Raw genomic sequence first — 24440 nt, 5'->3', positions numbered from 1 at the left:
TTTATTTGTTATGTTTGTTATGAAAGGCTGTTTTTGTAATCATTATAGCTAAATTGACGTTGAAGTTTTAAAGTCCCATTACATTCTTTAATGACAATGGCAGGCATTGCAACGCCATTAAACCAATTTTTTTTAACCATTGTGTATCCTGCAGCATCTTGAAAGGATAATTTGTCACCTATTTTCAGGGGTTCAGGAAATTGAAATGTTCCAAAAATATCTCCAGCAAGACAGGATTTACCGCAAACCATAATCTCATAAGGACCGTGATTTGGCTCTAATTTAGCATTTTCACGATAGATTAAAAGATCAAGCATATGTGATTCAACTGAGCTATCAACAATAGCAAGATTTTTTTTATTATATAATGTGTCAAGAACGCTAACTTCTAATGTAGTACTTTTGGTAATAGCGGCTTCTCCTGGTTCTAGAAAAACAGTTACGCCGTAGGTTTGAGAAAAACATTTTAAACGTTCTGCTAAATCTTCTAAAGGATAATTTTCAGCAGTAAAATGAATTCCTCCACCGAGACTAACCCAATCAACTTCGATGAAAAGTTCTTTAAATTTTTCTTCAATTTGGTTAAGCATTTGATTAAAAAGATTAAAATCACTGTTTTCGCAATTATTATGGATCATCAAACCGTTAATAAGGGGTAAGACTTCTTTAATAGCATTCTGATTAGTTTCTCCTAAACGGCTAAAAGGACGAGAAGGATTTGCAAGATCAAAATTTGATGCACTGATCCCTGGATTCAATCTTAAGCCTCGTTGAATAGTTTTTGTAGCGTTAGCAAAACGTTTCAGTTGTTGAATTGAATTAAAAATAATTTTATCTGCATAACCACAAGCTTCGTCAATTTCATTATCTGCCCATGCAACTGAATAGGCATGGGTTTCTTTACCAAATTTTTCTTTTCCTAAACGAAGTTCATAAAGGGATGATGATGTGGTACCATCCATATAATGGGACATAATATCAAAGAGACTCCATGTTGCAAAGCACTTTAAAGCGAGTAAAATTTTCACTCCTGATATTGCTCGTAAGTGGGTAATAGTCTTCATATTTTTTATGAGTTTAGGTTTATCAATAAGATAATAAGGAGTTCCAATCATTTGTTATCTGTTCTCTTTTGAAGGATCTTATTATTCATATTAACGTTTAGTACATATAGCAACAGAATGTCTCAAGAAAAAATGGTAGTGAGAAAATCTATTTTTGTTTTTCAGTAAAAAGACTTTCTGTAATTCGTTTCTATTAAGTTGTTTTGAGATGTGTTATGTCTATCATTAAAAGTTTATGTTACATTTTGTCCATTGTAACGATTGTCAGTATTTTCATTATAACACCCAATATTTCTAATATAGTGTACAATAATGGCACTGAGGCAAAAGCAGTTGATCAGCTTTCTGTTCAAGATAATCGAGCTCTTTTGATTGTTACTGGTCGTAAGGAATTGAATGGTTTTAAAGGTTATCGCCATTATCGACATGGTTATCGCAAATATAGTGATGGCTGGTGGTATCCTGAAAAAGCATTTGTTGTATATACATATTCAGATGTAAAAGATACGCCCCTAAATGCTATATCAACCCAAAAATACAACCCTACTGTTTTTTCCTCTTTAGAGAAAAAAGAATTGTGGAGCGTAAAGGGCCATATTGATTATTGTAAGGCTCGTTATCTTTCTTATAATCAAAATGATAATAGTTATCAACCTTTTCATGGACCTCGCAAGCAATGCTTTTCTAGCTTTTTCAAGGAGTAAAGAATATAAAAGGTAAAAAGCTTTAATTTGTATTCACGAAATATTGTTGATGATTTTTTGTTTATGACAGCACAAGTAACTTCTCTCCTACTGTCACAAACAGCAGTTCATCAAGAACAATTAGAAGATTTTTTAAAAAAAATCACTTTCTCTTTTATTCCATAAGAAAAAAAAGAAATCATAAAATTCAAACGAATATAGAACTAATTAGCAAGAGCTTATTTCTTTTCTTCTACTTTACAGAAAATAGGTTTCTTTTCTTCTGGATCATTAATAAGATCAACGAATGTAACTTCGTTTTTAGATACCCACCAAATATACTGTGCTCCTGCATATTTTGATCCTGAAGCAGCAATAACATTTGCAGCGACAATGTGTTCGCCTTTCCATTTGAAATCAACTAACGAAATATTCCCAGCATTGAGATAGGTTGCTTCGATTTTTTCTTTAATCGCTCCAGTATCACATTGATAAACAACGTTTTCTATCATAGGTTCTGGCACATCTGGTACATCGATGACTAGTGAGCCAGCAAAAGCAGTGATCGGGTTGAAGAGTAATAAACTTAAGTAGAATTTTTTCATGATGATTCATCCAAAATAGAAATTGTAATTTATGTGATGGTGTCTACGGCAGGATTCGAACCTACGACCCCAGGATTCATACCACTTCGATTTTCACCGCCAGCTTTGTTAGAAAAACCGTTTGTGGTCTGGACTGTCTCTTCACCTTAAAGCTTGTTCTTCTTAGGTGCTGCCCGTTCAGTCTCTACACCTTTCTCTTTATTTAATAAAGAGACTTGGCTCGGGATTGACATACAAATTCCTGTGAAGTTTTCCCCGAATTTGAGCAGATTCACTTTTAGGATTTCTCCTGAAAGTGCCCAATTCTTTAGGAATCCTGTGCTCTATCCCACTGAGCTACGCAGACCCAATCACATTTAATTTTATAACGAAAGCGCCAATATTAATCAATCATTATAAACATTTATTAAAGCGTTTTCATTAATTTTTTGTGTCAGAGAATTTAAAACGGTATTTGGTGCAACATTTTGTACTACTTTTTGCTGTGATTGTTAGTCGTTAAATTTGCTTTTGCATAGATAGGGTAATTTTATTGTATGAATTATTGCATAATTTCTGGGTTTTTTTTCTGAAGAAATGGTCGAGTAGGACGCTTTAAAACACGTTCAATGAGAATATCGAAATCTGCTTTAAGCCATATTGATATCCTATTTTGACGAATGGTTTTCTGGATATTTTGCTTTATATAAGCTTCTCCACCTTTTCCTAAAATGAGAGAGTTTTTTTTGAGGATCTTTAAAATGATGCGTTATTTAAAAGATCGAAACTCTGTTTCTCCATAAATTTCAAAAAATTCGGAATTTGTCATTATGTGCTGCTTTTTCAATTTCTTGATTAGAATCATAAAAAGGTAAATTAAGCATGGTGGTGACATATTTTCCAATGACTGATTTATCATACTACTTATGGGACCGACAAAAATGATTACTCATTGATTAAGACACGATAAGGGTTGATTTTTTATTTGTGTCATGGGGATATTTGTAGAATGATTATTTTTCATGATTTTATTTCGATATTTATCTTTCTTAAAGTCAAGACCTGTTAATCTTTATCAAGTATGATAGGAAACTAAGATTTTTTTTGGAATAGTTTGTTTATGCCAACATTAACGCGATTTTTAATAATATTTTTCATTTTAATTGCTGCTCTTTTTAGCATTATGATTGCCCTTATAGTTTATGTTGAACCAGTGACAGTGGATATGCGTATTCATGTGCCTTTAGATTTATTAAATTCATCTTCGAAAGAAAATGAATGAAAAATGATGCTGTCATAGATCATTTTCTTGAAATGATGAGTGTAGAGCGAGGGGCTTCTGTTCGTACACTTTTAGCTTATCAACATGATTTAAAATGGGCGCAAAATAAATTATCTTTACGCTCTCTTTCATTTTTTTCAGCACAAAGAGAAGATTTGATCAATCTTTTATCTTTTATGCAGACTGCTGGCTGTGCTGCAACTTCACAAGCACGCCGTTTATCAACTTTACGTCAATTTTTCCAATTCCTTTATGCTGAAGGATTAAGAGGGGATGATCCTTCTAGTGATATTGATTCACCTCGTCAAGTACGTCCTTTACCAAAAATTATTAGTGAAAATACGGTGACAAAATTACTTGATTTTGCACAGTTGGAGACAAGTCAAAAAGAGTATGGATCCCAGGATTATTTCCGTGCTTTGCGTCTTCAGGTCTTACTTGAAATGCTTTATGCAACAGGATTACGTATTAGTGAACTCGTAAGTCTTCCGGTTCAGGCTGTACGGGGGAAAGAACAATTTATTTTGGTTCGCGGTAAGGGTGAAAAAGAGCGAGTAGTACTTTTATCAAAGAAGGCACGCCAAATTTTGTCGCAGTGGTTAATTCTGCGGGATCAAGGGAAAGATGCAACAAGTTTTTATCTTTTTCCTGCTCGTTCATCAACGGGATATATTGCGCGCCAATTTGTTGCCCGTGGATTAAAAGATCTCGCTAAAAGAGCAGGAATACGGAGTGAAATCTTCTCTCCTCATGTGTTGCGTCACGCTTTTGCAAGTCATCTGTTGCAAAATGGTGCTGATTTACGCGTGGTTCAAAATTTGTTAGGTCATTGCGACATTTCTACAACCCAAATTTATACACATGTATTAGAAGCTAGGCTTTATCGTTTGGTTAATGAGCATCATCCGCTTGTTGATCAGTGTAAGGTTAAATAAAGAGAAGATGATCTTTTGAAAAAGACTTTAATAAAATAAATTATAAGTGTATAAATTGTACAAAATAAGTTGGGTACAATGTATAATTATCTTGATTTTGAAAAACCAGTTGCTGATCTTGATCTGCAAATTCTTGAATTAAAAAAAATCGCTCAAGAAAAAGGGAGTCTTGATATGAGCGATGAAATTGCGCGTCTCGAAATGCGTTCTCAAACAGCTTTGCGAGATCTCTATAAAAAATTGTCACCATGGCAAAAAACACAAGTAGCTCGTCACCCTGATCGACCTCATTTTATGGATTATTCAGTGCAATTGTTGACTGATGTTACACCTTTGGCAGGTGATCGTAAATTCGCTGAAGATGCAGCTATTCAAGCTGGTTTTGCACGCTTTAAAGGTGAAGCAATCGCTTATATAGGTCAAGAAAAAGGTCATGATACCCAAACCCGTTTGCACTATAATTTTGGTTCTGCGCGGCCAGAAGGATATCGTAAAGCTGTGCGTATTATGGAAATGGCGGATCGTTTTCAATTACCATTACTGACTTTTGTTGATACGGCGGGTGCTTATCCTGGTGTGAGTGCTGAGGAACGTGGACAGGCAGAAGCAATTGCCCAATCAACGGCAGCAACTTTACGCTTACGGGTTCCTGTTGTTTCCGTTATTATTGGAGAAGGAGGTTCTGGGGGAGCGATAGCAATTGCTGCAGCCAATAAAGTTTATATGTTGGAGCATTCGATTTATTCGGTTATTTCCCCAGAGGGAGCAGCTTCTATTTTATGGCGCGATTCTGCTCGTGCAAAAGATGCGGCAACGAATATGCGCATTACTGCTCAAGATCTTTATAAGTTACATATTATTGATGGTATTATTCCTGAGCCTTTAGGAGGAGCGCATCGTGGAAAAGAGATTGTCATTGAGACAGCAGGTAATATTATTTCAGATGCTTTAAAGTCTATGGCTGATAAGGATGGTGAAACTATTAAACAGGAGCGGCGGGAGAAATATCTTCAAATCGGTCGTTCTTTGAATTAGTATATTTGCTATCGGAGATTTTTTATTCAATGAAATTAAATAGATTTTTTTCAGTGGTATTTTTTATTCTAATTGGAATATTAATGGCATGTCAGGAGAGATTACCTACTTCTTTCAAAGGTAAAGTTCAACAGCCATTACCTCGAGAAATCCTCAATAAAATGGCTATGCATGATATTGATCAGTATGCACCAATTATGATGCGATTTTTTAAAGAAGAAAATATTGCTGAAATTTGGAAGCAAAATCGTTCAGGAGTATTCTTTCTTGTTATGAGTTATAACATTTGTAAATGGTCTGGTCAGCTTGGTCCTAAATATCGAGAAGGTGATTTTCAAGCTCCAGAAGGTTTTTATACCATTCAGGCAAATCAAATGAATCCTTATTCGAAATATTATCTTTCTTTTAATATAGGTTTTCCTAATCTTTATGATCGGATTCATGGCCGTACAGGGAGCTATATTATGGTTCATGGAGCTTGTTCTTCTGTAGGCTGTTATTCAATGAATGATAGCAATATGGCACAAATCTACGCTTTCGCGCGGGATGCTTTTAGAGGTGGGCAAAAGGAATTTCAATTACATGCTTTTCCTTTTCGCATGACTAATGCTAATATGCGACGTCATCACGCAAGTCCTCATTATGAATTCTGGAAGATGCTCAAGGAAGGCTATGATTTTTTTGAAATAAAACGTAAACCTCCCAAAATTAATGTTTATAATAAACGTTACGTTTTTGATCATTTTACTGATGAAGCTTCAGTTGCTAGAGCCTTATGACAGTGAATTGTATCATAAAATATACGATTTTTGTATGTTACAAGACCTGCTAATTCTTTCATAGTAATATATTAACCTTAATAATAGTGGAGTATGAGTATATTGGAGAATAAATGATGTGCAAATGTTTGATTTATTAATAGACAAAGGAGATTAAAATTTTACTCCTGGAATAATTAAAGGGTTATTTAACATAGCAGCTTTGTCTGGAGTATCTATTGCTGGGTTATTTAAACAAGCATCAAACAATTTTTGTATTGCTTCTTTTTCAACGCCATTAGTAATAATGACAAAACGAGTTTTTGTGATTTCTTCTGGCCATGTCGGAAGCCTTATTGGTGGATGAAAAAATGTTTGTACACCATGAAGAACAAGTGGACTATGTGGATTATCGTGCAATGCGATAAGTGCTTTTACACGGAGTAATTTTTCACCATAAAGATCTTTTAGGAGATCTAGGAAAGCTTCTAACGTAGTGGAGTGAATCGGTTCATTATAGTCTAATGAAAAGGCGCGAAAGTTTTGGTAATGAGAATGATTATGTGGAACAGTGGGGAGCCATTTTTTTATCTCTATATTATCTCCTTTTTCATTCAAAATTATTTTGTTTATTAATTCATGTGGTTTACATTGATCAGAATGGGAGTTGATAATTTGCGCTGTAGGATTAAGAGCTTTGAGTTTGTTGGTGAGCAAATCGAGAGGAATTTTATGATCAATAAGATCGGTTTTTGTAAGAATAATTTTATCAGCTAAAGTCAGTTGTTTTTGTATTTCAGGAGAATGTTCGAGGATGGAAAAAGAGTTTAATGCATCAAATGTTGCAATAACAGCATCAATAGCTAATACTTGAATTAAAAAAGGATGACTTAGAATGGCTTGTAAAATAGGGGCAGGATCAGCTAAACCTGTTGTTTCAATTATAATGCGATTCAATTTTTGGGGATATTGTGTTTGGGTGTGATCAATCAAATCAACTAATGTGTCGATTAAATCACTGCGCAAATTGCAGCACAGACAGCCGTTTGTTAATTCAATAATTCCTTCGGTTGCTTTTTCAACAAAGAGATGGTCGATACTTACTTCACCGAATTCATTAATGATAACAGCACTGTTGGCTAAAAGAGGGTCTCGTAGCAAATAGTTGAGAACAGTTGTTTTACCAGAACCTAAAAAACCGGTAATGAGAGTAACGGGAATACGTGTTGTCTGCATTTGAAATATTAAATGTGATTGACTGCTTTTATCATAGAGTGATAGGGAGGTCGTTTATGTGGAATGGGAATTTCTCGTATTATTTTTCCATTGATTTTTAATGCTTTTGGTGCGTTAATGAGTTTTACTTGCAAAGGAAGAATAGAAGAAGGTAAAGGGGTAATTAAAGGAGACGTGAGAATGATATTTCCTTCTTCATCATAAGAATCTAAGCGCATTTTTAGAGCTTCAGGTGTGCATATTTGTTGTCTCATATCGGTTGTTTGTGATATTTTTGTACCATAAGGTTCTAATGTTGCTAATGTTGATTGGGGAGATCCTTTGTCTGAAAATCCTGCATCAAGCAGTTGTGCTGCTTTTTCTTCTCTTTTATTGACACTGTCCGATCCTAAAATAACAGCTATAATTGTTCGCTTATTTCTTGTTGCTGAAGCAACAAGATTGAAGCCAGAAGCACAAATAAATCCTGTTTTCATACCATCTATGCCATCAAAACGACCAATAAGATTGTTTGAATTCAATTGGATTTTTTGTCCATTGCCAAAATCAATGGCTGCAATAGAAAAATAATGAGCATATTGAGGAAATTCCCGACGAATTTGAACCGCTAAAAGAGCAATGTCTCGGGCTGTGGAGTAATTATTTGGATCTGGTAACCCACTTGTATTTGTAAAATTAGTTCCAAACATGCCTAGACGTTGAGCTTCGGCATTCATTTGTTGTACAAAAGCTTCTTGTGAACCAGAAATAGCTTCACTTATAGCAATAGCTAGATCATTTGTGGATTTAACCAGAGTAATTTTTAAGGCTGTATCAAGTGTGAGAATAGAGCCAGCTTTATAGCCTGAATTGATGGCAGGTGCTTGCGCTGCATTTTTGCTGATGGTGATGTGCTTGTAGGGTGAAATTTTTCCTGTGCTCATGGCTCGAAAAATGACATAAGCCGTCATTAATTTTGTTAAAGAAGCAGGATACCAACGTTCAAAAGCTTGATTATGCTTTAATATTCTTCCGGTTGTAGCATCAACAGAAATAAAAGGGTGGGCGAGAGTTAGAGAGCTTGTTATACTCAGAGTGAAAGAGAGAAAAAGTTTGTGAAAGAATTGATTCATAAAGTAAATTCCCCCATTATTTCTAGATTTAAATTATCCGATATTATTTAGTTTTATTGTAAAAATTTTTGTGTATACATAAGGAGGATGAATATTTAATCACGCACAGGCTCTTTCCAATTATGACCAAGTATTTGAAGTCTTTGAACAGCAGAGGGTGGCATAGGAGGAGGATTGCGATCTTGAGCAGCTAATAGAAGTAATTCATCACAAGCTTTTTCTGTTTTTTGAATGAGTTGATCTAGGAAATCACGTTTATTTAAACCTGCTTTAATAGGAGGGAGAATACGGACGCGGATTGTTCCTGGATAGCGACGAAAATTATTACGTGGCCAATATAAACCAGCATTGTGGGCAATAGGTACAACTTGAAGTTTAAGTTCATTGTAAAGAGCAGTAATTCCTGGTTTATAATCTGGATCTTGGCCAGGTTGTCTGCGTGTTCCTTCAGGAAAAATGAGAATTTCACGGCCTTGTTTTACTTTTTGTTTTGCATTGTGTAAAATGGTTTTGAGAGCTTTAATAGGACTTGTCCGATTAATCGGAATAATTTGTGTTTTTGCCATATACCAACCAAAAAGGGGAATCCACATTAATTCACGCTTAATAATGAGAACAGGATCATCAAAATAAGGAACGAGGCTAAAGGTTTCCCATGCGGATTGATGTTTTGGAGCAACAATATAAGATCCAGTCGGGAGATTTTCTATACCTTCAATTTCATAGTCTGTTCCAGTAATGTGTTTGTGCAAAAACAGTGTAATACGTGCCCATATTTTAGGTACAATCCACGCCTTTTTACGCGGCATTAAAAAATAAAAGGGCGCGTAAATAACCATTTGTACAAAGGTTGCTGTGTAAAAAACGACTGTAAAAAGAAGAGAGCGAAAGATAAGCACCATATTTCTCATTTCATGTCTATCAAAAAGTTCTATTTATAATACAATTTATATGAGAAAACACCTTTAATTGAAATTTTTTCGAAAACTTCTTTTAAAAATATTTAAAAATTTAGGGAAAAAAGCATATGAGATCACAGATTGGTAAAGATAAGTTTTTTATTCCACGAATTTTATCTATTGCTGGTACTGATCCTTCTGGGGGTGCTGGAATGCAAGCTGATTTAAAGGTTTTTTCAGCAATGAAAGCTTATGGTATGAGTGTAGTTACAGCTGTTGTAGCTCAAAATACACAGGGTGTGCAGGCTTTTCAAGCGTTGGATGCATCTTTTGTTGCTGATCAAATTGATTCGGTTTTCGAAGATATTCATGTTGATGCCGTTAAAATTGGGATGGTAGCAAATGCTCAAATTGCGCAGGTCATTGCAGAGCGTTTAGCTTATTATAAAGCCCCTTTTATTGTTTTTGATCCGGTTATGGTAGCAAAAAGTGGTGATGTTCTTTTGAAACCTGATGCGGTTGAAGTTATTCGTAATGTTCTTATTCCTATGTCGACATTGATTACACCAAATTTACCTGAGGCAGCCATGTTATTGAGACGTGAAGTGAAATGGTCATTAGATACTATGTATCAATGCAGTGCGCAGCTTTTGGCATTGGGTTGTGGTGCTATTTTATTGAAGGGTGGGCAGCTGAATGTTCTTGCTTGTAAGACTGGAAATCATTACGATCTCTCTAGCCCAGATCTTTATTGTGATTCTAAAGGTGCTATAATGCTTGACGCTTCCCGTTTTATCACAACTAATGATCATGGTACTGGTTGTACTATTTCAGCCGCGATTGCAGCACTTTTGCCTAAATTGTCTTTAGTTGATGCAGTCAAAAAAGCTAAAAATTATTTGAATAATGCTTTATCTGCTTCAAATGTTTTACAAGTAGGAAAAGGACGAGGTCCGCTTCATCATTTTTGTGAATTGTGGGATCATAAATGAAAAGGATTCTTAAAAAAAGCTTTATATTTTTAAGAATTAGTTCACATTTTAGAATAAATCCACGCTAATTAATGGAGCGGGCGATGGGATTCGAACCCACGACCCCAACCTTGGCAAGGTTGTGCTCTACCCCTGAGCTACACCCGCTTGAGAATTTGAAATATTTTTTCTTAAACATTATCTATGGCGTAGGCTTTTCTGAATTGCAACAAAAAAATAATATTTTGCATGATTTATTTTTTTGATGTTTAAAATGAGAATAAAGATTTGTTTTAAAAGTGCTTTTTAGGTCAATTATTCTCTATGATTATTTTACCATTAAAGGTTATGATCGTGTTGAAAAGTAAGATTATGTCTTATTGTAATCACTTTTTTGGGAATGAAAATTTGATAAAAGCAGAAGATCACATTAACAGTGCTCTTTATAGAAGATTATAAGTTTCTAGAAACGGTAATTTTTAAAAATAAAATTGTCTGGTGAAATTTTTATTTTGAAAAGTCTCTTCAGAATAATATGAATAATGCTGTTAATAATTCTTAATCAAGAATTTTGTTGTTGCTACTGCATGTGGATAAATGGTTTAGTGTTTGATGCGTCTTCTTCAAGATTAGATTTAAAAACAGCTTATTTTATGATCTTTTGGCGAAGAATTATTAAAGAAAAAAAGAAATCGTTAGATAATTTAGATAATAATGAATTCTGTGCATTAGATTTTTGATTATAGAGAGCAGATTACGATGTTGCATAGTGGAAAATAATCTGAAACTGAGACATTGTCAAACAGAGTGTAAAAGTTTAGATGTGGATAGTTCAATTGAACTATTTCAGAGGTTTTTTAGTGAAGCTTTTGATGATAGACTTTTAATGGATTAATGTTTTGGCTCAGAAGAAAGCACATGAAGTTGATCAGTTTTTAGAATATTTTTCGCGTTCTTTTCCCATTGTTTTGATTTATGGACCAGATCGCGGTCTTGTTTGTGAACGTGCTCGGCGTTTTGCTAAGCTCACCCAAGTGGCGATAGAAAATCCTTTTTCAACTGTTCGTTTGGATGCTACTGAAATTGATAAAGACCCTGCACGATTAGGAAATGAAGCGCGTACTGTGTCACTCTTTGGTGGTGATCGTTTAATATGGGTATCGAATGGTGCTAACCACAAAGGCTTTCTTAAAGCACTTAAATTTTTAATAACAGAACCACCAACAACAAGTTTTATTTTAATTGAGGCAGGAGATTTAAAAAAAGGAGTAGGATTACGCAATATTATTGAAACGGCACCAACAGCAATTGCTTTGCCTTGTTATGCAGATGACATTCATTCTCTTAATGTATTGATTGATGAGGTTTTAGAGGAGTTCAATATAACTGTTTCTTTGGAAGCGCGTCAATTTTTGCACCAAAATATAGGTGAAGATCGTCTTGCATCACGTAGTGAATTGGAAAAGATTTGTCTTTATGCTTTAAAAAAGACTCATGTTACTCTTGAGGATGTAAAAGCTGTTGTTAGCAATGTGAGTGCTTTTTCTCAAGATGAAGTAATTGATGCTATTTTACTGGGAGATTTAGTAGGTTTTGAGATTTATTTTAGTCGTTATGTAGCTATGAACAGCACATTTTTCTTTATTTTGAATGTAGCTCAAAGACATTTTCAACAGTTACAGCTTTTACGTTATCAAGTGGAAATTGAAGGTAAAAATTCTTTTGCAGCAGTTGCTCAAACACGACCACCAATTTTTTTTCAAAGAAAAAAAACAGTTGAACAAGCTTTAAAATATTGGAGTTTGGAGCAGATTTTATATGCGATGGAAAAAATACAATCCACTATCTTAGAGAGTCGTAAAAACCCACTTTTGAATAAAACAATCATTCACAAAGCTCTGTTAGAACTGGCAGTTATTGCAAAACACCAAAAGGATTCACGAGATATCTAATTATATCCAGACCGGTTTTTGTGGTATTTTTATGAATATGCGCAGCAGAAATTTTCTTTTCTCAATTATTGTATATAATGCAATGTCATAGCTTGTTGTGTTTCATCATAAATAGATTATTGGGCAAGTTCTTTAGAAGAATGTGCGTGATGCTGATCATATATTTTAGGGTTAGGGATAAACATCATATACTTCTTGATAACGTTAATTAACTGATGCTATCTTAAGATTAAGAATTATTACTTTTTTAGTAATACGACATAACAAGTCATTAGCTGCTATTTGCTTGTCTATAACAAGAAGTAATGATAAAGTTGGTTCTGCTGATATCAGGAAAATAATTGCATAAATCACTTTAATATATTACAGAAATTCTTGGTTGGTAACATCTGATTAAAAGTATTTATATAATTATCTGCTCATATCAGATTTGTCCTAGTTCCTCAGAAATAGACGCTTTCTATTATTATCAAATCTTCTATTTAACTAGTTAGATCGATTTTATCAGAATTTTAATAGAGGAACTTAGAAACTTCTATCATGATCAAACTGAAACTTTTCATGGTATTTAAAATTTAAAAACATATCTAAAAGCTCAACCATTTCTTACCATTCTCATGAGATTTGATTATCCACTAACTTGAATAGCTACTTTTGTTCAGTTTTGTATAGAGACCTTCCTCTTAGCTTAAAAATATTTGCCCACAATTCTTTTTACATTTGGTTATAGTAACATATATGTAAACAAACATAGGATACACTCATACAGTATGTGCTCATAACTGCTTCTAAGCAGTCATTAAGTAAACTAAGATGCTGTAAAAGTGTATCCTACTAAGTACAAAATGTTATGTTTTAGTACTTATTACTTTATGCTGTTTCATAAAGTCTTTTTGTAAAATATAATAACCAACCTTAATTATTTTTGCTTTTGTAATTTAGCCTCTATAATCTCTAGTAAGTTTTTCTTATTAAGAAAACTTTTTTCAAAAAATGTAATTTCCCATAAACTTACAAATTAGCACAAATAATTAACTTTATTTTCGATATGCGTAATCCTCAATTTTAAATCTGCATAGCTTTGCCATTATTAACATTTTTATAGTTAGTTTCATTATTAATATCATCATAAATCACATTATTCTCATTAAGAGTTTGATTTCCATTCTCGTTAATATTAAATTTATCCTCGTTGATATTAAATGCGTCGCCAAAAACTGCATCTCTCTTAAAAATGTGTATATCCTTAACCTCAGCGTTGCCGAAAACACGGGCTTCACCGAAAATTGAAGCGTTGCCAAAAACTTGAGCGTCACCGAAAACTTTGGCATTTTCGTAAACCTTCGCAGAACCATAAATTTTGGCATTTTCATTAACTATAGCATTTTCATAAACTTTAGCATCCTCATAAATTTCAGTATTTCCGAAAATCTGAGCATTTCCAAAAATTCTAGAATCGCCATAAACTTTAGCAAAATCCGAAATTTCGGTATCACCGTAAACCTTAGCATTGCCCAAAGCTTGAACATTATCACGAATTTTAGCATTTTCGAAAATGAGAGCATTTTCGAAAACCCTAGCATTTCCACTAACCGTAGCCATGTCATAAATTTTTGCAGACTGATAAATCTGAGCTTTTTCAAAAATTACAGTTTTTCCAAAAACTTCAGCATTGTCAAAAATTTTAGCATCTTCTAAAATTTGAGCCTCTTCATAAACTCTGGCTTCACCTGAAATTATACTGTTACCACAAATTTGGGCATTTCCCCAAATTTCGACTTTGTCTTTAATCTGAGCATTATTAAAAATTTTAGCATTTTCATAAATTTTAGTGTTTCCCAAAACCTGAGCATTGTCAAAAACCTGAGCTGCACCAGAAACTATGGCGTTTTCAGCAATTTTAGCATTGCCAGAAATCTTAGATTTACCAAAAATTTCCGCATTGCCCAAAACTGTTGCATTTTTTTTAATCTTACCACCCCAAATCTTGGCATCTTGGTAAATATGAGCATTACCACAAACTACGCTCGCTCCAGCAACACTAGCATTGTCATAAATTCTAGCAGTATCATAAACCTTACTATGACCATAAACTTTACTTTTCCCACTAATCTGAGCACTGCCATAAATTTTAGCATTACCATAAACTATGGCACTATGCATGACATAACAATTTCCATAAAGTTGGGCATTTCCATAAATCTTGTTTAGCCCTTTAACTTGAGCATTTCCATAAATTTTAGCATCATTATAAACTTTTGAACTTCCATCAATTTCGGCATTTCCATAAATCATGGCTTTCCCGTGAATTTGAGATGTTCCATAAATCTCAGCTTTACCATAAATTTTGGCTTTTTCATAAACCGTTACCGTTCCACCAACTTTCGCTTTTCCATAAACCTTCGCTTTTCCGTAAACCTTGGCATCATCCTTAATTTTGGCATCTTCATAAACTTTAGCTTCTCCAGTAACCGAAGCACGTGGATAGACCCAACAGTTACCTTCGTGTGACAAATTCCTTTCATTTTGAATAGTACCACCTATATCACCTTCGTGTACATCTGAGAAGGATTTAGCGGCTACAATACGATACATTCCACTCTCTAAAGCTATAAGGGTATATTTTTTTTCTTTTTGATTGTTGTGGTTTTGATTGTTTAATTTTTTCTTTGGTTGGTTTGTTGATTGTAAGGGCATGTAGTAATTCTCTGTTTCGTAGTTTTAATAAGATTTTTAGAAAATTGATACTCCCCCCCCAACATCTACTTATACTATTTAAGAAAGCTTATCGTAGTTGTAATATGCTTATCATTAATATCGAAAAATAACCTCTATAGTCTCCTAATAATTTCACCTCATTAAAGTAATTTTTATAAATCAAAGTGTTTATTTTATAATGCATTAAAAACCAGAATATTATTTTACACATCTCACTATACAAAATAATAATACAAAACAGCCTAATTATTAATAAATTAGTTTAAATTGCAAGTCTTTTGAAGAATAGTATGTTAATTTTATATTATAATTGGCATAAAAGACACATGATATTAATAACGCCTAATCAAGGAAATGCATTTATGTTTTTCTTTTGTAATAAATTACAAACTTAATTTTTATAAATATTTCAGCTAAATATTTGTTATAATATTTAAAATATAAAATCTAATCGTTTTTTTAAGAAAAATGAAGCAATGAAAATTAATAAGATTAGATTTTTATTATTTTTATTCGAAAGTTTAAACTGGAAATTAAAGAAAAATATATTTCATCAGTTACTAATTTGTTTAATTTTTAATTTTGAAATATTATAAACGATTTTTATTATTGCTAAACTAGCAATTAGTAACTCGTTGAAATAATTCTAATGTATAAGTTATGTTGCCAATTTGTTTCAAAGGTATAATTAATGTCATTAAAAATTTCGCTTGCTTTACTAGTTTAAAATTTGTCTTTTCATTACTCATTTAAAAGCAGATCTACTATCTACAATACATTTATAAGATTCAAGAGAGTATTTTTTATTGTGATATTACTTAATTATAAAGAACAAAAGATTTTGGTTTGTGAGGATAGTTATGTAAAAATTTTCATAAATCTACAATCTCTAAAAAGTACGTAATAGACGTAATTTATGAAATTATCTCTCCGATATGAGTACAGTGGCAGTTTGTTATTATTTTTTAATATTAAGAAAGAATTTTAGTCAATAATTTGTTACGTTATGCTAAAGTCGAATGATGATTGGTAGGTCTGTAAGAAATAATTGCTTAAAATTGATGTCATTAGAAAGCACACAGCACCTTTAGCTTGCTTTATAAAGTATCATAAATCTTATAGACTTTATAAGCAAAGTCTTTCGATTCTTAGCTCAGCCAATTTTAGGCGAAATTCTTTTCATCTTTGTATATTCATGATACGTACTATATTTAGAGAATCTTAATAAGATAAAATTTAGCCTAAAATGCATCTGTTGGGAATAGAAACGAGTTGTGATGAAACCGCTGTCGCTGTTGTTGAACGCGACAATGAAGGAAAAAGCCGTATTCTTTCCAATATTATTTGGAGTCAAATTGATCACCACGCACCTTATGGTGGTGTTGTTCCTGAAATTGCTGCACGTGCTCATGTTGAAATTCTTGATGGTTTAATTCTCCAAGCGCTTAAAGAGGCCAAGATAAAACTCAAAGATATTGATGCTATTGCAGCAACAAGTGGTCCTGGTTTGATAGGAGGACTTTTAGTTGGACTTATGAGTGCAAAAGCGTTAGCCTTTGCTACCGAAAAGCCTTTTATTGGAGTCAATCACCTAGAAGGACATGCTTTAACAGCTGTTTTAACGCATAATGTTAGTTTTCCTTATTTATTGCTCTTGGTTTCAGGTGGTCACACGCAAACAATCCTTGTCCATGAGGTGGGTCATTACCAGCGTTTAGGCACCACGATTGATGATGCTTTAGGAGAGGCTTTTGATAAAACCGCAAAACTCTTAGGTCTTCCTTATCCTGGCGGTCCAGCAATTGAGCAGGCTGCCTTATTAGGGGATAAAAATCGCATTTCTCTTCCACGGCCTTTAAAAGGCGATAAAAGGCTGGATTTTTCTTTCTCTGGCCTTAAAACTGCTGTTCGGCAAATCGCAACAGCTATGGCACCTTTGACAGAAAATGATGTTTCTGACATTGCTGCAAGTTTTCAAGAAGCTGTGATCGATATATTGCAGGATCGGGTTAGTTTGTCGTTGCAACAATTTATTCACCGTTATCCTTTTTCTCATCGTGAGCGATATACTCTTCCTGCTTTAGTTGTGGCTGGAGGAGTTGCTGCTAATCAGGCTATTCGTTCTAGTTTAAAGAAACTCGCTCATCAACACGGCTTTGAATTTGTTGCTCCACCTCTTTCTTTGTGTACAGATAATGCTGCAATGATTGCTTTTGCTGGTGCTGAGCATTTAGTACGGGGACAGGTAAGTTCTCTTGATATCGCACCTCGCTCACGCTGGCCATTAGATGAAAAAGCTTCCCCTTTAATCGGAACAGGACGTCGTGGAACAAAAGTATAAATCTGGAAACTCATAAGATCTAAGCAAAAGGAGACTTCATGGCTTATTGGCTCTTTAAATCTGAACCACATAAATGGTCATGGGATATGCAAAAACAAAGGGGAGTTGATGGTGAACAATGGGATGGTGTGCGTAATTATCAAGCACGCAACAATATGCGCGCTATGAAATATGGTGATAAAGGTTTTTTTTATCATTCAAATCAAGGATTAGAAATAGTTGGCATTGTGGAAGTATGCGCTGAAGCTCATCCTGATTCTACGAGTCTCGATTCACGCTGGGAATGTGTAGATATTCGTGCTATCTGTGATATACCAAATCCTGTTTCATTAAAACAAATCAAAGCTAATCCAAAATTAAAAAATATGTTACTGGTCAGAGCTACGCGCTTATCAGTACAATCGGTTACAGAAGATGAATGGAAAGAAATATGCTTTATGGGAAGATTGAAACTCATAGATCTTTAACCTAAAATAATAATTTTAGTACGTTGGTTAATATAGGGTAAAATACGTCGCATATCACGATATGAAAGTGCAATGCATCCCTCTGTTGGCATATAATTATCTCGTGCTAAATGCATAAAAATAGCACTTCCTTTTGCCATCTTTCGTTCTGTAATATTCCAATCCAGAATAAGACCTATATCATAAAGACCATCTTCACGTTGCATTTTTTCAGCACTTTTACGATAAGGAAGACTTACAAAACGATTATAATTAGCGTCTCCACTTGCATCACACCAACCATCGCGTGCGTGAATGTGGCGGATCGCTAGAGTTGAACGTGGGAAATAACGGTAAAAATTACTGCGAAAGCCCCCTAAACAGCGCATATTTGCTAAAGGAGTAGCTCCATCACCTTCACGCTTAAAAGCAGAAATACCAGTCCGGCCTAAAGCACAAAAAAGACGATGCTGACCAATACAAAGAATACCTCGTGTCTGCATGCCTGGTTGTCGGCGAATGACAATAGAAAAAACAAAAGGTTGTTTTTTATGTATTTTCTTTTTTAATGACACTTGCATCTACTCTTATTTTTATGAAATTATTTTCCATTCAGTTGGAATGTAAATATACCTTATAGGAAAAAAATGAACGACCATACCCTTTTAATTGTTGAGGATGATAATGATCTTCGTTCTATTCTTGTAGAACAATTGCAAATTCATAAAGAATTTACAGTGTTTCAAGCAAAAACTGCTGAAATAGGAATCTCAATAGCTCAAAAAAAAAATGTTGATCTAGCTATTTTTGGTATCGAACTTCCTGATCTTAAAGGTCGTGAAGCTGTCAAAAAATTACGCTCCCAAGGATTTCGTGCTCCCATTATTATGATTGCTGATTGTGATACAGATTGCGATACTATTTTAGGCCTTAAGATGGGTGCTAATGATTATGTAACAAAACCCTTTCGTTTTTCAGCACTTTTAGCTCGCATTCGCGCCCAACTACGCCAATATGAACACAATGAAGATGCGATTTTTTATATTGGCCCTTACACTTTTAAACCCAGGGAAAAACTTCTCATTGATAAGGAGAAGAATGAAATTCGCCTCACAGAAAAAGAAGCAGCAATTCTTAAATATCTTTATAAGACCAGAAATCAAAATGTAAATCGTGAAACGTTATTGGAACACGTTTGGGGCTATAATGCGAATATCATCACTCATACATTAGAAACCCATATTTATCGTTTGCGCAAAAAAATTGAAAAAGATCCTTCTAATGCAGAAATTCTTATTACCGATCATAATAGATATCGTTTGAACATTTAATTGTGTTGCGCACTTATTGTTTTAAGTAAAATCTGGGCCACGTAAATTTTTCTGCAAAAAATCGAATCAGAATAGTATATCTCTTTTGCAAGTTTGTGGTGTTAAAGTAGGAATAAAAACGCGTCGCGATTGGCGACACTGCACTAATAAATCTTGATAGACACGTTTTTGTGCTGAACACATTAAAAGTCCACCAAAATAAGGAAAGATATGGCTGGCCAATGACTCATAAAAAAACGAAAATAATCGCGATACATAGCTTGAAGAAGGTATATAATGTAAAACTTCTTGTATTGATTCAATAATAAAATTAGTTTCTTGAAATAAACGAACTACTTGTTGTCGGCTATAAGGTTCCCCATAGCCAAAAGGTGTATGATCATTACGTGCCCATAATCCACAGCGATTGGGAACAATAATAATGAGCCGACCATTAGGAATCAGAATACGCCATATTTCATTTAGTGTTTCTCGTGAATTTTCTGTGTATTCAAGAGCATGTACCAATAAAACACGATCAACCGAAGCATCAGGAAGAGGTAAATCTTTTTCAAAAACAAGTGCTGTAGCAACTTTATCAGAACAAGGCCAAGGTGACGCTCCTTGACTAGCAGGCATAAAAGCATAACATTGTTTTGAACGTTGACGTAATACAGAAAGATAAGGAAGCGCATAACCAAGACCCATAACCCGTTTATCAATAAGATTAGGCCAAAAAGCATTTAATTGATCACAAAGGGTCATTTTTACGCGCATACCGAGCGTGGAAGTGTAAAAATCTTTTAATGTAATTATATCCAATTTAAAATACCGTTTAGAAACAAATTTCAAGTATTGCAAATTTTCACATACTTAGATTTATATGGCACTTTGCTTTTTTGTCTCAAGAAGAAAAATTTTAATCTTTAATTAAGATTAAAAGCATAGCAGTACAAATTATTTTATGGTCTCTTATATTACGAGTATTATAAACACTGAAATTTATTATCATTTTTATTTATAAAAATTCGCAATATGCTTTTTCCAAGGGGCGATAAAGAATTTCTTCTCAATTAAAATGAAGTAACCTTTCAAGATAATTCTTTTCTTCTTCTGAAATATGATCATTGTTAAGACGTTTGCGGATTTCATCCAAAATTTGCCGTGCGCGCATTTTATCATTTTCTTTTGGTTGAATCACATCTTCTTGTTTCTGATCAATTTCTGGGTAAAGTGGACGTCCTAAAGGATCTTTAGGATTATAAATAGAATTCTGATTATGTCCCGCTTTGTTAAGCATTTCACGCATCTTTTTTAACACATTTTGTGCACCTCGTCGTAAAGCTTCTAAAGCATCTGATTGGTTTTGTATTGAAAGCTCATGATCTTGCTTATCAAAAGCATCTCCTGCAGAATTCATTTTCTCTTCTGCTTCTTTCAATGCATCAATTTGTCCAAATCCTTTTGCTGTCAATTCTTTTTTTAAGATCGATAGTTCAGATTGCAACTCATTCTGGCGTTTTTTTAGGGATTCGCTCTGCACTTTTGGCACAGTGTTTCCATATTGTTGCTCTGTTTCTAAATTGTGTGTCTCATTGAGAATTTCCTGCTGGCGAAGCATTAAATCACCAAGTCGGTCCATCTTTTCTTTCATATGTGTCGTTTGGTTATTGTTTTGCTCATTTGTTTTATAACTTTTCCGTATTTGCAAATGATCAAGTGTTTGTTCAATTTCGGCTAAAAGCTGTTCAGCTGCAGAAGAAGAACCCATTTTAGCCATTTCCTCAATCGAATTCAGTTTTTTCTGTAATGTATCTATAGAAAGATTAACTTCTCTTGAATCTTTGTCTTCTGGTGTTTTTTCAGCTAAAGTATTGATATAATCATTTACAGTTTGTCGTAAATCTGCCATAAGCCGTTCAATTTCGGCAACTGAAGCACCATGCCGCAATGCATCACGGAGAACTGCTTGTACTTGTTTTAATCTCTGTTGAGCAGACTCAAACTGGTCATCTTCAATTCCTAAAGCAATATTCCATAAATAATCAACGACATCTCGCAATTGATCATCTGTTTTTGCCATAGAAAGCCTTGTCCATGCACTTTGTAAGAGAAGAAAATGCATCGTATCTTGAAGACCATTTTCTGGATGCAAAAGCAAAGCAGAAAGCATATCAAGCACATGATCGCGTGCAGATGCATTAAGAGCCAATAAACGACGTTGTTCACTGACTGCACGTGCGACAGGATTTGCAAAAATACGCTGTGGTAATGTCATGATAAAAGTCTTACTGCGTCCCTGTTGATTGGCACCATCTTTTGCTACCAAAGTGATTTTTACTTCCGAACCAGCCCATGGATGACTTGATAAATCTTGCACCATTCGCATTTTACCTTTTCCACTACGTGCTAAAAGAAGTTTTATTTCAGGTGCTTTATAAAGGAGAGAGTTATTTTTTTCTTGATCAAAAAAGGGTTCTATTTCAACAAAGGCATTTGTAACTCCATAATCATCATCCATTTCATACTGCAATTCTAATGATCCAGATAAAATTCGCCCTGGTTTTTCTGACCAGCGAATTGTCGGTAATTGATCTTTAATCATGCGTAAATGCCATTGTTGTTGATTATAGCGCGACGATAAAGATAAATATATTGAACGCTCTAAATGTGTTTCAAAAAGAATAATTGAATCATTTAAAGTCGATTGTTCATTTTTCTTATTGAGTAAAGTTTTCTGTTTATCCTCTTCGGAAATTGCTGTTACTGTAACACCAGCACCATTGACAATACGCACAAAAATTTTACTATTCTCAGGAATTGTAAACTGTGTTGTTTCACTTTGCGTTAGGTAAATAGGCACAATTCCTGTATAAGCAGGTGGTATAACCCAAGCATCAATCCGCATTAATTTTTCATCAACGGTAGGACGAAAATCAAATGCATCTGCTAAACGTCCACCTGATGAGCCAAAAGAAAAACTAAAAGCACAGACACACAATAAAACAAACAAACTCCTAAGAGCCATAGGATCATAGGATTCACTCTTGAGATAAACTAATCCAATTCGTAAATGATATAATTGCGCTGCCATACGGCGTTGATGTTCACGCCAAATGTTTGTAGTTATATCTCCTTCATCTTCAGAGTATAAACGATCCGTTTGAACATTTAAAGGTTGGTGTTTGAGATTATTCGTTTTTTCAATACGGTTATTAATATTTTTTATTGTAGGAAAACGGAAACCGAAAAGCAGAAAAAGGCTCCCTATCCCTATAAAAAGTACAAACCACAGAAGCAATAAATGTGCCCAATAGCCAAGGGCATTGAAAATGCCAAACCAACTAAGCGAATATAAAAGGCTAAGAGCAAGAAAAAACGGTAATAATCGTGGCCATATTCGTTCACAGAATAAGATACACCAAACAGAAATGCGCACAAACAAAAGCTTTAATTCTGAAAAACTTTTGATGTTTTTATTTTTCATGGATAAACATTTACCTTTTTTATAGCAGTACGTAAATCATAAGATTCGTACAAAATAATTATCAGAAAATAAATTTTTTCATCAGAGTTGAGTGGAAATAAGACCAAGATATTTAAAAATTTTCAATCCAATTTGGAATCCGATCGAGACTTATCAATTGCTCATAATCAAGACGTGGACGAACAATCGCATAACGCATGCCTTGTACTAAAACTTCTGGGATTAAAAGTCGGCTATTATAAGTATTTGACATTACTGCACCATAAGCCCCGACTCCTGTAACTGCCAAAAGATCCCCTGCTGACAATATTGGCAAAAAACGATTCAATCCTAAATAATCACTAGTTTCACAAACAGGACCAACAACATCTGCCTTGATAAGGAAAGCGCCCATTGGTGCCTCTTTCACAGGTAGCACTTTATGCCAAGCTTCATAAAGTGTTGGACGAATGAAATCATTCATTGCTGTATCAACAATAAAAAAATTGCGCTCTTTTCCTCTTTTTAAATGTATAACAGATGTTACTAATATACCAGTTTCACCAACAATACTACGTCCAGGTTCTAGAATAATGTTGATTCCTAAAGGTGCAATATATTTTCTAACGAGTGCTGCATAATCAGAAGGAGATGGTACTGAATAATGTTCAGAACCATAAGAAATTCCAAGTCCTCCTCCAATATCAACATGGGTTATAGCATGACCATCATCCCACAACTGACGTACAAAATCTGCAATAATAAGAAATGCCTTTTCAAAGGGTTTTAAATTACAAATCTGACTGCCAATATGTATAGCTACACCACAGACATATAAACCAGGTAATTGAGCTGCTTTTTTATAAACTTCTTGTGCTGATGAGAGTGGAATACCAAATTTATTTTCAGATTTGCCTGTTGTGATTTTTTTATGAGTTTTTGCATCCACATCTGGATTAATCCGTAATGAGATGCGTGCTGTTTTCGAAAGGGCAACAGCACGTGCTGATAATTGCTCAAGTTCTGGTTCTGACTCAACATTGAAACAGTGAATATCTTGTGCAAGAGCAAAATCGATCTCTTTAATTGTTTTGCCAATACCAGAATAAACAATCTTATGAGCAGGGATTCCAGCAGCAAGTGACCGTCGCAGCTCACCTTCTGATACTATATCAGCTCCTGCTCCACTTTGTGCCAAAAGCCGCAAAATCGCTTGATTAGAATTAGCTTTGACGGCATAAGCAATCAAATAAGGCATATTTTGAAATACATTCTGATAGTTTTCAAAATTTGTAATAAGTGCACGAGCTGAATAACAATAAAAAGGTGTTCCTATATCTTGCGCAAGCTTATAAAGCGAAAGATCTTCAGCGTGGAGTTCGCCTTGATGATAAGAAAAGAAATGCATAAAAGCCCCTATTGTATCAACGGATCGAGAATAAAAGGTTTATCTACTTTGCTTTCAGATACAAATTCTCCTTGCGGAAGCCTTATCATCTTTGAAGATGGTAAATCTAATATTTCTCTACGCCCGCATCCACCTATAACAACACTGCAAAAAAGAATAATTGTTAAATTTTTTATAATGGTTATCATATAGTTTTTCCCATAATATGGATATCTTTTCTGTATTGTTTTTGCGTTAAAA

Annotated in this window: 23 protein-coding genes and 1 tRNA gene; 10 read left to right on the top strand and 14 right to left on the bottom strand. The window is 34.2% G+C overall.

The features are described 5' to 3' along the window. Window positions 1-17 precede the first annotated feature (17 nt). Window positions 18-1115, bottom strand: a complete 1098-nt coding sequence (locus tag BJB63x_RS05850) for a carboxynorspermidine decarboxylase (protein WP_078719672.1) — start codon at window positions 1113-1115, stop codon at window positions 18-20. A 164-nt stretch (window positions 1116-1279) separates the two neighbouring features. Here BJB63x_RS05850 and BJB63x_RS05845 point away from each other — a divergent pair, with 164 nt between their 5' ends. Continuing rightward, window positions 1280-1768: a BA14K family protein gene (locus BJB63x_RS05845; RefSeq protein WP_078719383.1), complete on the top strand. Its 489-nt coding sequence runs from the start codon at window positions 1280-1282 to the stop codon at window positions 1766-1768. Window positions 1769-1986: 218 nt separating this feature from the next. Here the strand turns inward: BJB63x_RS05845 and BJB63x_RS05840 are convergent, their stop codons facing one another. The 3 genes from BJB63x_RS05840 to BJB63x_RS06760 form a co-directional block, all read right to left on the bottom strand. Further along, on the bottom strand, window positions 1987-2352 hold the full coding sequence (locus tag BJB63x_RS05840) for an MliC family protein (protein ID WP_078719382.1): 366 nt from the start codon (window positions 2350-2352) through the stop codon (window positions 1987-1989). 541 nt (window positions 2353-2893) lie between these two features. Next, complete coding sequence (locus tag BJB63x_RS06690) at window positions 2894-3085, bottom strand: shikimate kinase (RefSeq protein ID WP_442855956.1); 192 nt, start codon at window positions 3083-3085, stop codon at window positions 2894-2896. Window positions 3086-3137: 52 nt separating this feature from the next. Then, the gene (locus BJB63x_RS06760; RefSeq protein WP_442855955.1) at window positions 3138-3236 is read right to left on the bottom strand and encodes a hypothetical protein; all 99 of its coding nucleotides are present in this window, start codon (window positions 3234-3236) and stop codon (window positions 3138-3140) included. A gap of 215 nt (window positions 3237-3451) precedes the next feature. Here BJB63x_RS06760 and BJB63x_RS06605 point away from each other — a divergent pair, with 215 nt between their 5' ends. From BJB63x_RS06605 to BJB63x_RS05820, 4 genes are all read left to right on the top strand, one after another. Next, on the top strand, window positions 3452-3613 hold the full coding sequence (locus BJB63x_RS06605) for a hypothetical protein (protein WP_194284785.1): 162 nt from the start codon (window positions 3452-3454) through the stop codon (window positions 3611-3613). Then, window positions 3610-4548, top strand: a complete 939-nt coding sequence (locus BJB63x_RS05830) for a site-specific tyrosine recombinase XerD (protein ID WP_078719381.1) — start codon at window positions 3610-3612, stop codon at window positions 4546-4548. Before BJB63x_RS06605 ends, BJB63x_RS05830 begins: the two co-directional genes overlap by 4 nt. A gap of 78 nt (window positions 4549-4626) precedes the next feature. Further along, complete coding sequence (locus BJB63x_RS05825; RefSeq protein WP_078719380.1) at window positions 4627-5583, top strand: acetyl-CoA carboxylase carboxyltransferase subunit alpha; 957 nt, start codon at window positions 4627-4629, stop codon at window positions 5581-5583. 29 nt (window positions 5584-5612) lie between these two features. Then, complete coding sequence (locus BJB63x_RS05820) at window positions 5613-6362, top strand: L,D-transpeptidase family protein (protein WP_078719379.1); 750 nt, start codon at window positions 5613-5615, stop codon at window positions 6360-6362. A 153-nt stretch (window positions 6363-6515) separates the two neighbouring features. Here BJB63x_RS05820 and BJB63x_RS05815 read toward each other — a convergent pair whose 3' ends face one another. From BJB63x_RS05815 to BJB63x_RS05805, 3 genes are all read right to left on the bottom strand, one after another. Continuing rightward, complete coding sequence (locus BJB63x_RS05815; RefSeq protein ID WP_078719378.1) at window positions 6516-7577, bottom strand: CobW family GTP-binding protein; 1062 nt, start codon at window positions 7575-7577, stop codon at window positions 6516-6518. Between the two features lie 8 nt (window positions 7578-7585). Further along, window positions 7586-8689, bottom strand: coding sequence for a D-alanyl-D-alanine carboxypeptidase family protein (locus tag BJB63x_RS05810; protein ID WP_078719377.1), 1104 nt, complete (start codon window positions 8687-8689; stop codon window positions 7586-7588). A gap of 95 nt (window positions 8690-8784) precedes the next feature. Continuing rightward, window positions 8785-9600 carry a lysophospholipid acyltransferase family protein gene (locus tag BJB63x_RS05805; RefSeq protein WP_078719376.1) on the bottom strand — a complete coding sequence of 272 codons (816 nt, stop codon included), beginning with the start codon at window positions 9598-9600 and terminating at the stop codon, window positions 8785-8787. Between the two features lie 116 nt (window positions 9601-9716). On the opposite strand from BJB63x_RS05805, the gene thiD reads away from it, so the two are divergent. Beyond that, a complete protein-coding gene (gene thiD / locus BJB63x_RS05800) occupies window positions 9717-10580 on the top strand; it encodes a bifunctional hydroxymethylpyrimidine kinase/phosphomethylpyrimidine kinase (protein ID WP_078719375.1) in 864 nt (287 codons plus the stop codon). A gap of 72 nt (window positions 10581-10652) precedes the next feature. Here the strand turns inward: thiD and BJB63x_RS05795 are convergent. After that, window positions 10653-10727: transfer RNA gene (locus BJB63x_RS05795), tRNA-Gly, on the bottom strand. 731 nt (window positions 10728-11458) lie between these two features. Here BJB63x_RS05795 and holA point away from each other — a divergent pair. Further along, entirely contained in the window at window positions 11459-12511 is a 1053-nt protein-coding gene (holA, locus tag BJB63x_RS05790; RefSeq protein ID WP_078719374.1) for a DNA polymerase III subunit delta, read from the top strand. Between the two features lie 1065 nt (window positions 12512-13576). On the opposite strand, the gene BJB63x_RS05785 is transcribed toward holA, so the two are convergent. Beyond that, entirely contained in the window at window positions 13577-15208 is a 1632-nt protein-coding gene (locus BJB63x_RS05785; protein ID WP_078719373.1) for a hypothetical protein, read from the bottom strand. A 1267-nt stretch (window positions 15209-16475) separates the two neighbouring features. Between BJB63x_RS05785 and tsaD the strand changes: the two genes are divergently transcribed. Both tsaD and BJB63x_RS05775 read left to right on the top strand, forming a co-directional pair. After that, window positions 16476-17570, top strand: a complete 1095-nt coding sequence (tsaD, locus tag BJB63x_RS05780) for a tRNA (adenosine(37)-N6)-threonylcarbamoyltransferase complex transferase subunit TsaD (RefSeq protein WP_078719372.1) — start codon at window positions 16476-16478, stop codon at window positions 17568-17570. Between the two features lie 38 nt (window positions 17571-17608). After that, window positions 17609-18037 carry an EVE domain-containing protein gene (locus BJB63x_RS05775; RefSeq protein ID WP_078719371.1) on the top strand — a complete coding sequence of 143 codons (429 nt, stop codon included), beginning with the start codon at window positions 17609-17611 and terminating at the stop codon, window positions 18035-18037. Here BJB63x_RS05775 and BJB63x_RS05770 read toward each other — a convergent pair. After that, window positions 18034-18597: a L,D-transpeptidase family protein gene (locus BJB63x_RS05770; RefSeq protein WP_078719370.1), complete on the bottom strand. Its 564-nt coding sequence runs from the start codon at window positions 18595-18597 to the stop codon at window positions 18034-18036. The two genes, BJB63x_RS05775 and BJB63x_RS05770, sit on opposite strands and share 4 nt — an antisense overlap. 66 nt (window positions 18598-18663) lie before the next feature. Between BJB63x_RS05770 and BJB63x_RS05765 the strand changes: the two genes are divergently transcribed. Next, a complete protein-coding gene (locus tag BJB63x_RS05765; RefSeq protein WP_078719369.1) occupies window positions 18664-19347 on the top strand; it encodes a response regulator transcription factor in 684 nt (227 codons plus the stop codon). A 66-nt stretch (window positions 19348-19413) separates the two neighbouring features. Here BJB63x_RS05765 and BJB63x_RS05760 read toward each other — a convergent pair whose 3' ends face one another. From BJB63x_RS05760 to BJB63x_RS05745, 4 genes are all read right to left on the bottom strand, one after another. Further along, window positions 19414-20178 (bottom strand): class I SAM-dependent methyltransferase, encoded by a 765-nt coding sequence (locus tag BJB63x_RS05760; RefSeq protein WP_236823886.1) that lies wholly within the window; start codon window positions 20176-20178, stop codon window positions 19414-19416. A 217-nt stretch (window positions 20179-20395) separates the two neighbouring features. Beyond that, window positions 20396-22813 (bottom strand): TIGR02302 family protein, encoded by a 2418-nt coding sequence (locus BJB63x_RS05755; RefSeq protein WP_078719671.1) that lies wholly within the window; start codon window positions 22811-22813, stop codon window positions 20396-20398. Between the two features lie 112 nt (window positions 22814-22925). Then, on the bottom strand, window positions 22926-24200 hold the full coding sequence (lysA, locus tag BJB63x_RS05750) for a diaminopimelate decarboxylase (protein ID WP_078719368.1): 1275 nt from the start codon (window positions 24198-24200) through the stop codon (window positions 22926-22928). Window positions 24201-24208: 8 nt separating this feature from the next. Then, window positions 24209-24388, bottom strand: a complete 180-nt coding sequence (locus tag BJB63x_RS05745; protein WP_078719367.1) for a hypothetical protein — start codon at window positions 24386-24388, stop codon at window positions 24209-24211. Window positions 24389-24440 lie beyond the last annotated feature (52 nt).

The sequence above is a fragment of the Bartonella sp. JB63 genome (assembly GCF_002022665.1).
In the GTDB taxonomy this organism is placed as follows: domain Bacteria; phylum Pseudomonadota; class Alphaproteobacteria; order Rhizobiales; family Rhizobiaceae; genus Bartonella.
The sequence above is the reverse complement of the archived record's forward strand: the minus strand, read 5'-3'. Positions and strand labels throughout refer to the sequence as shown.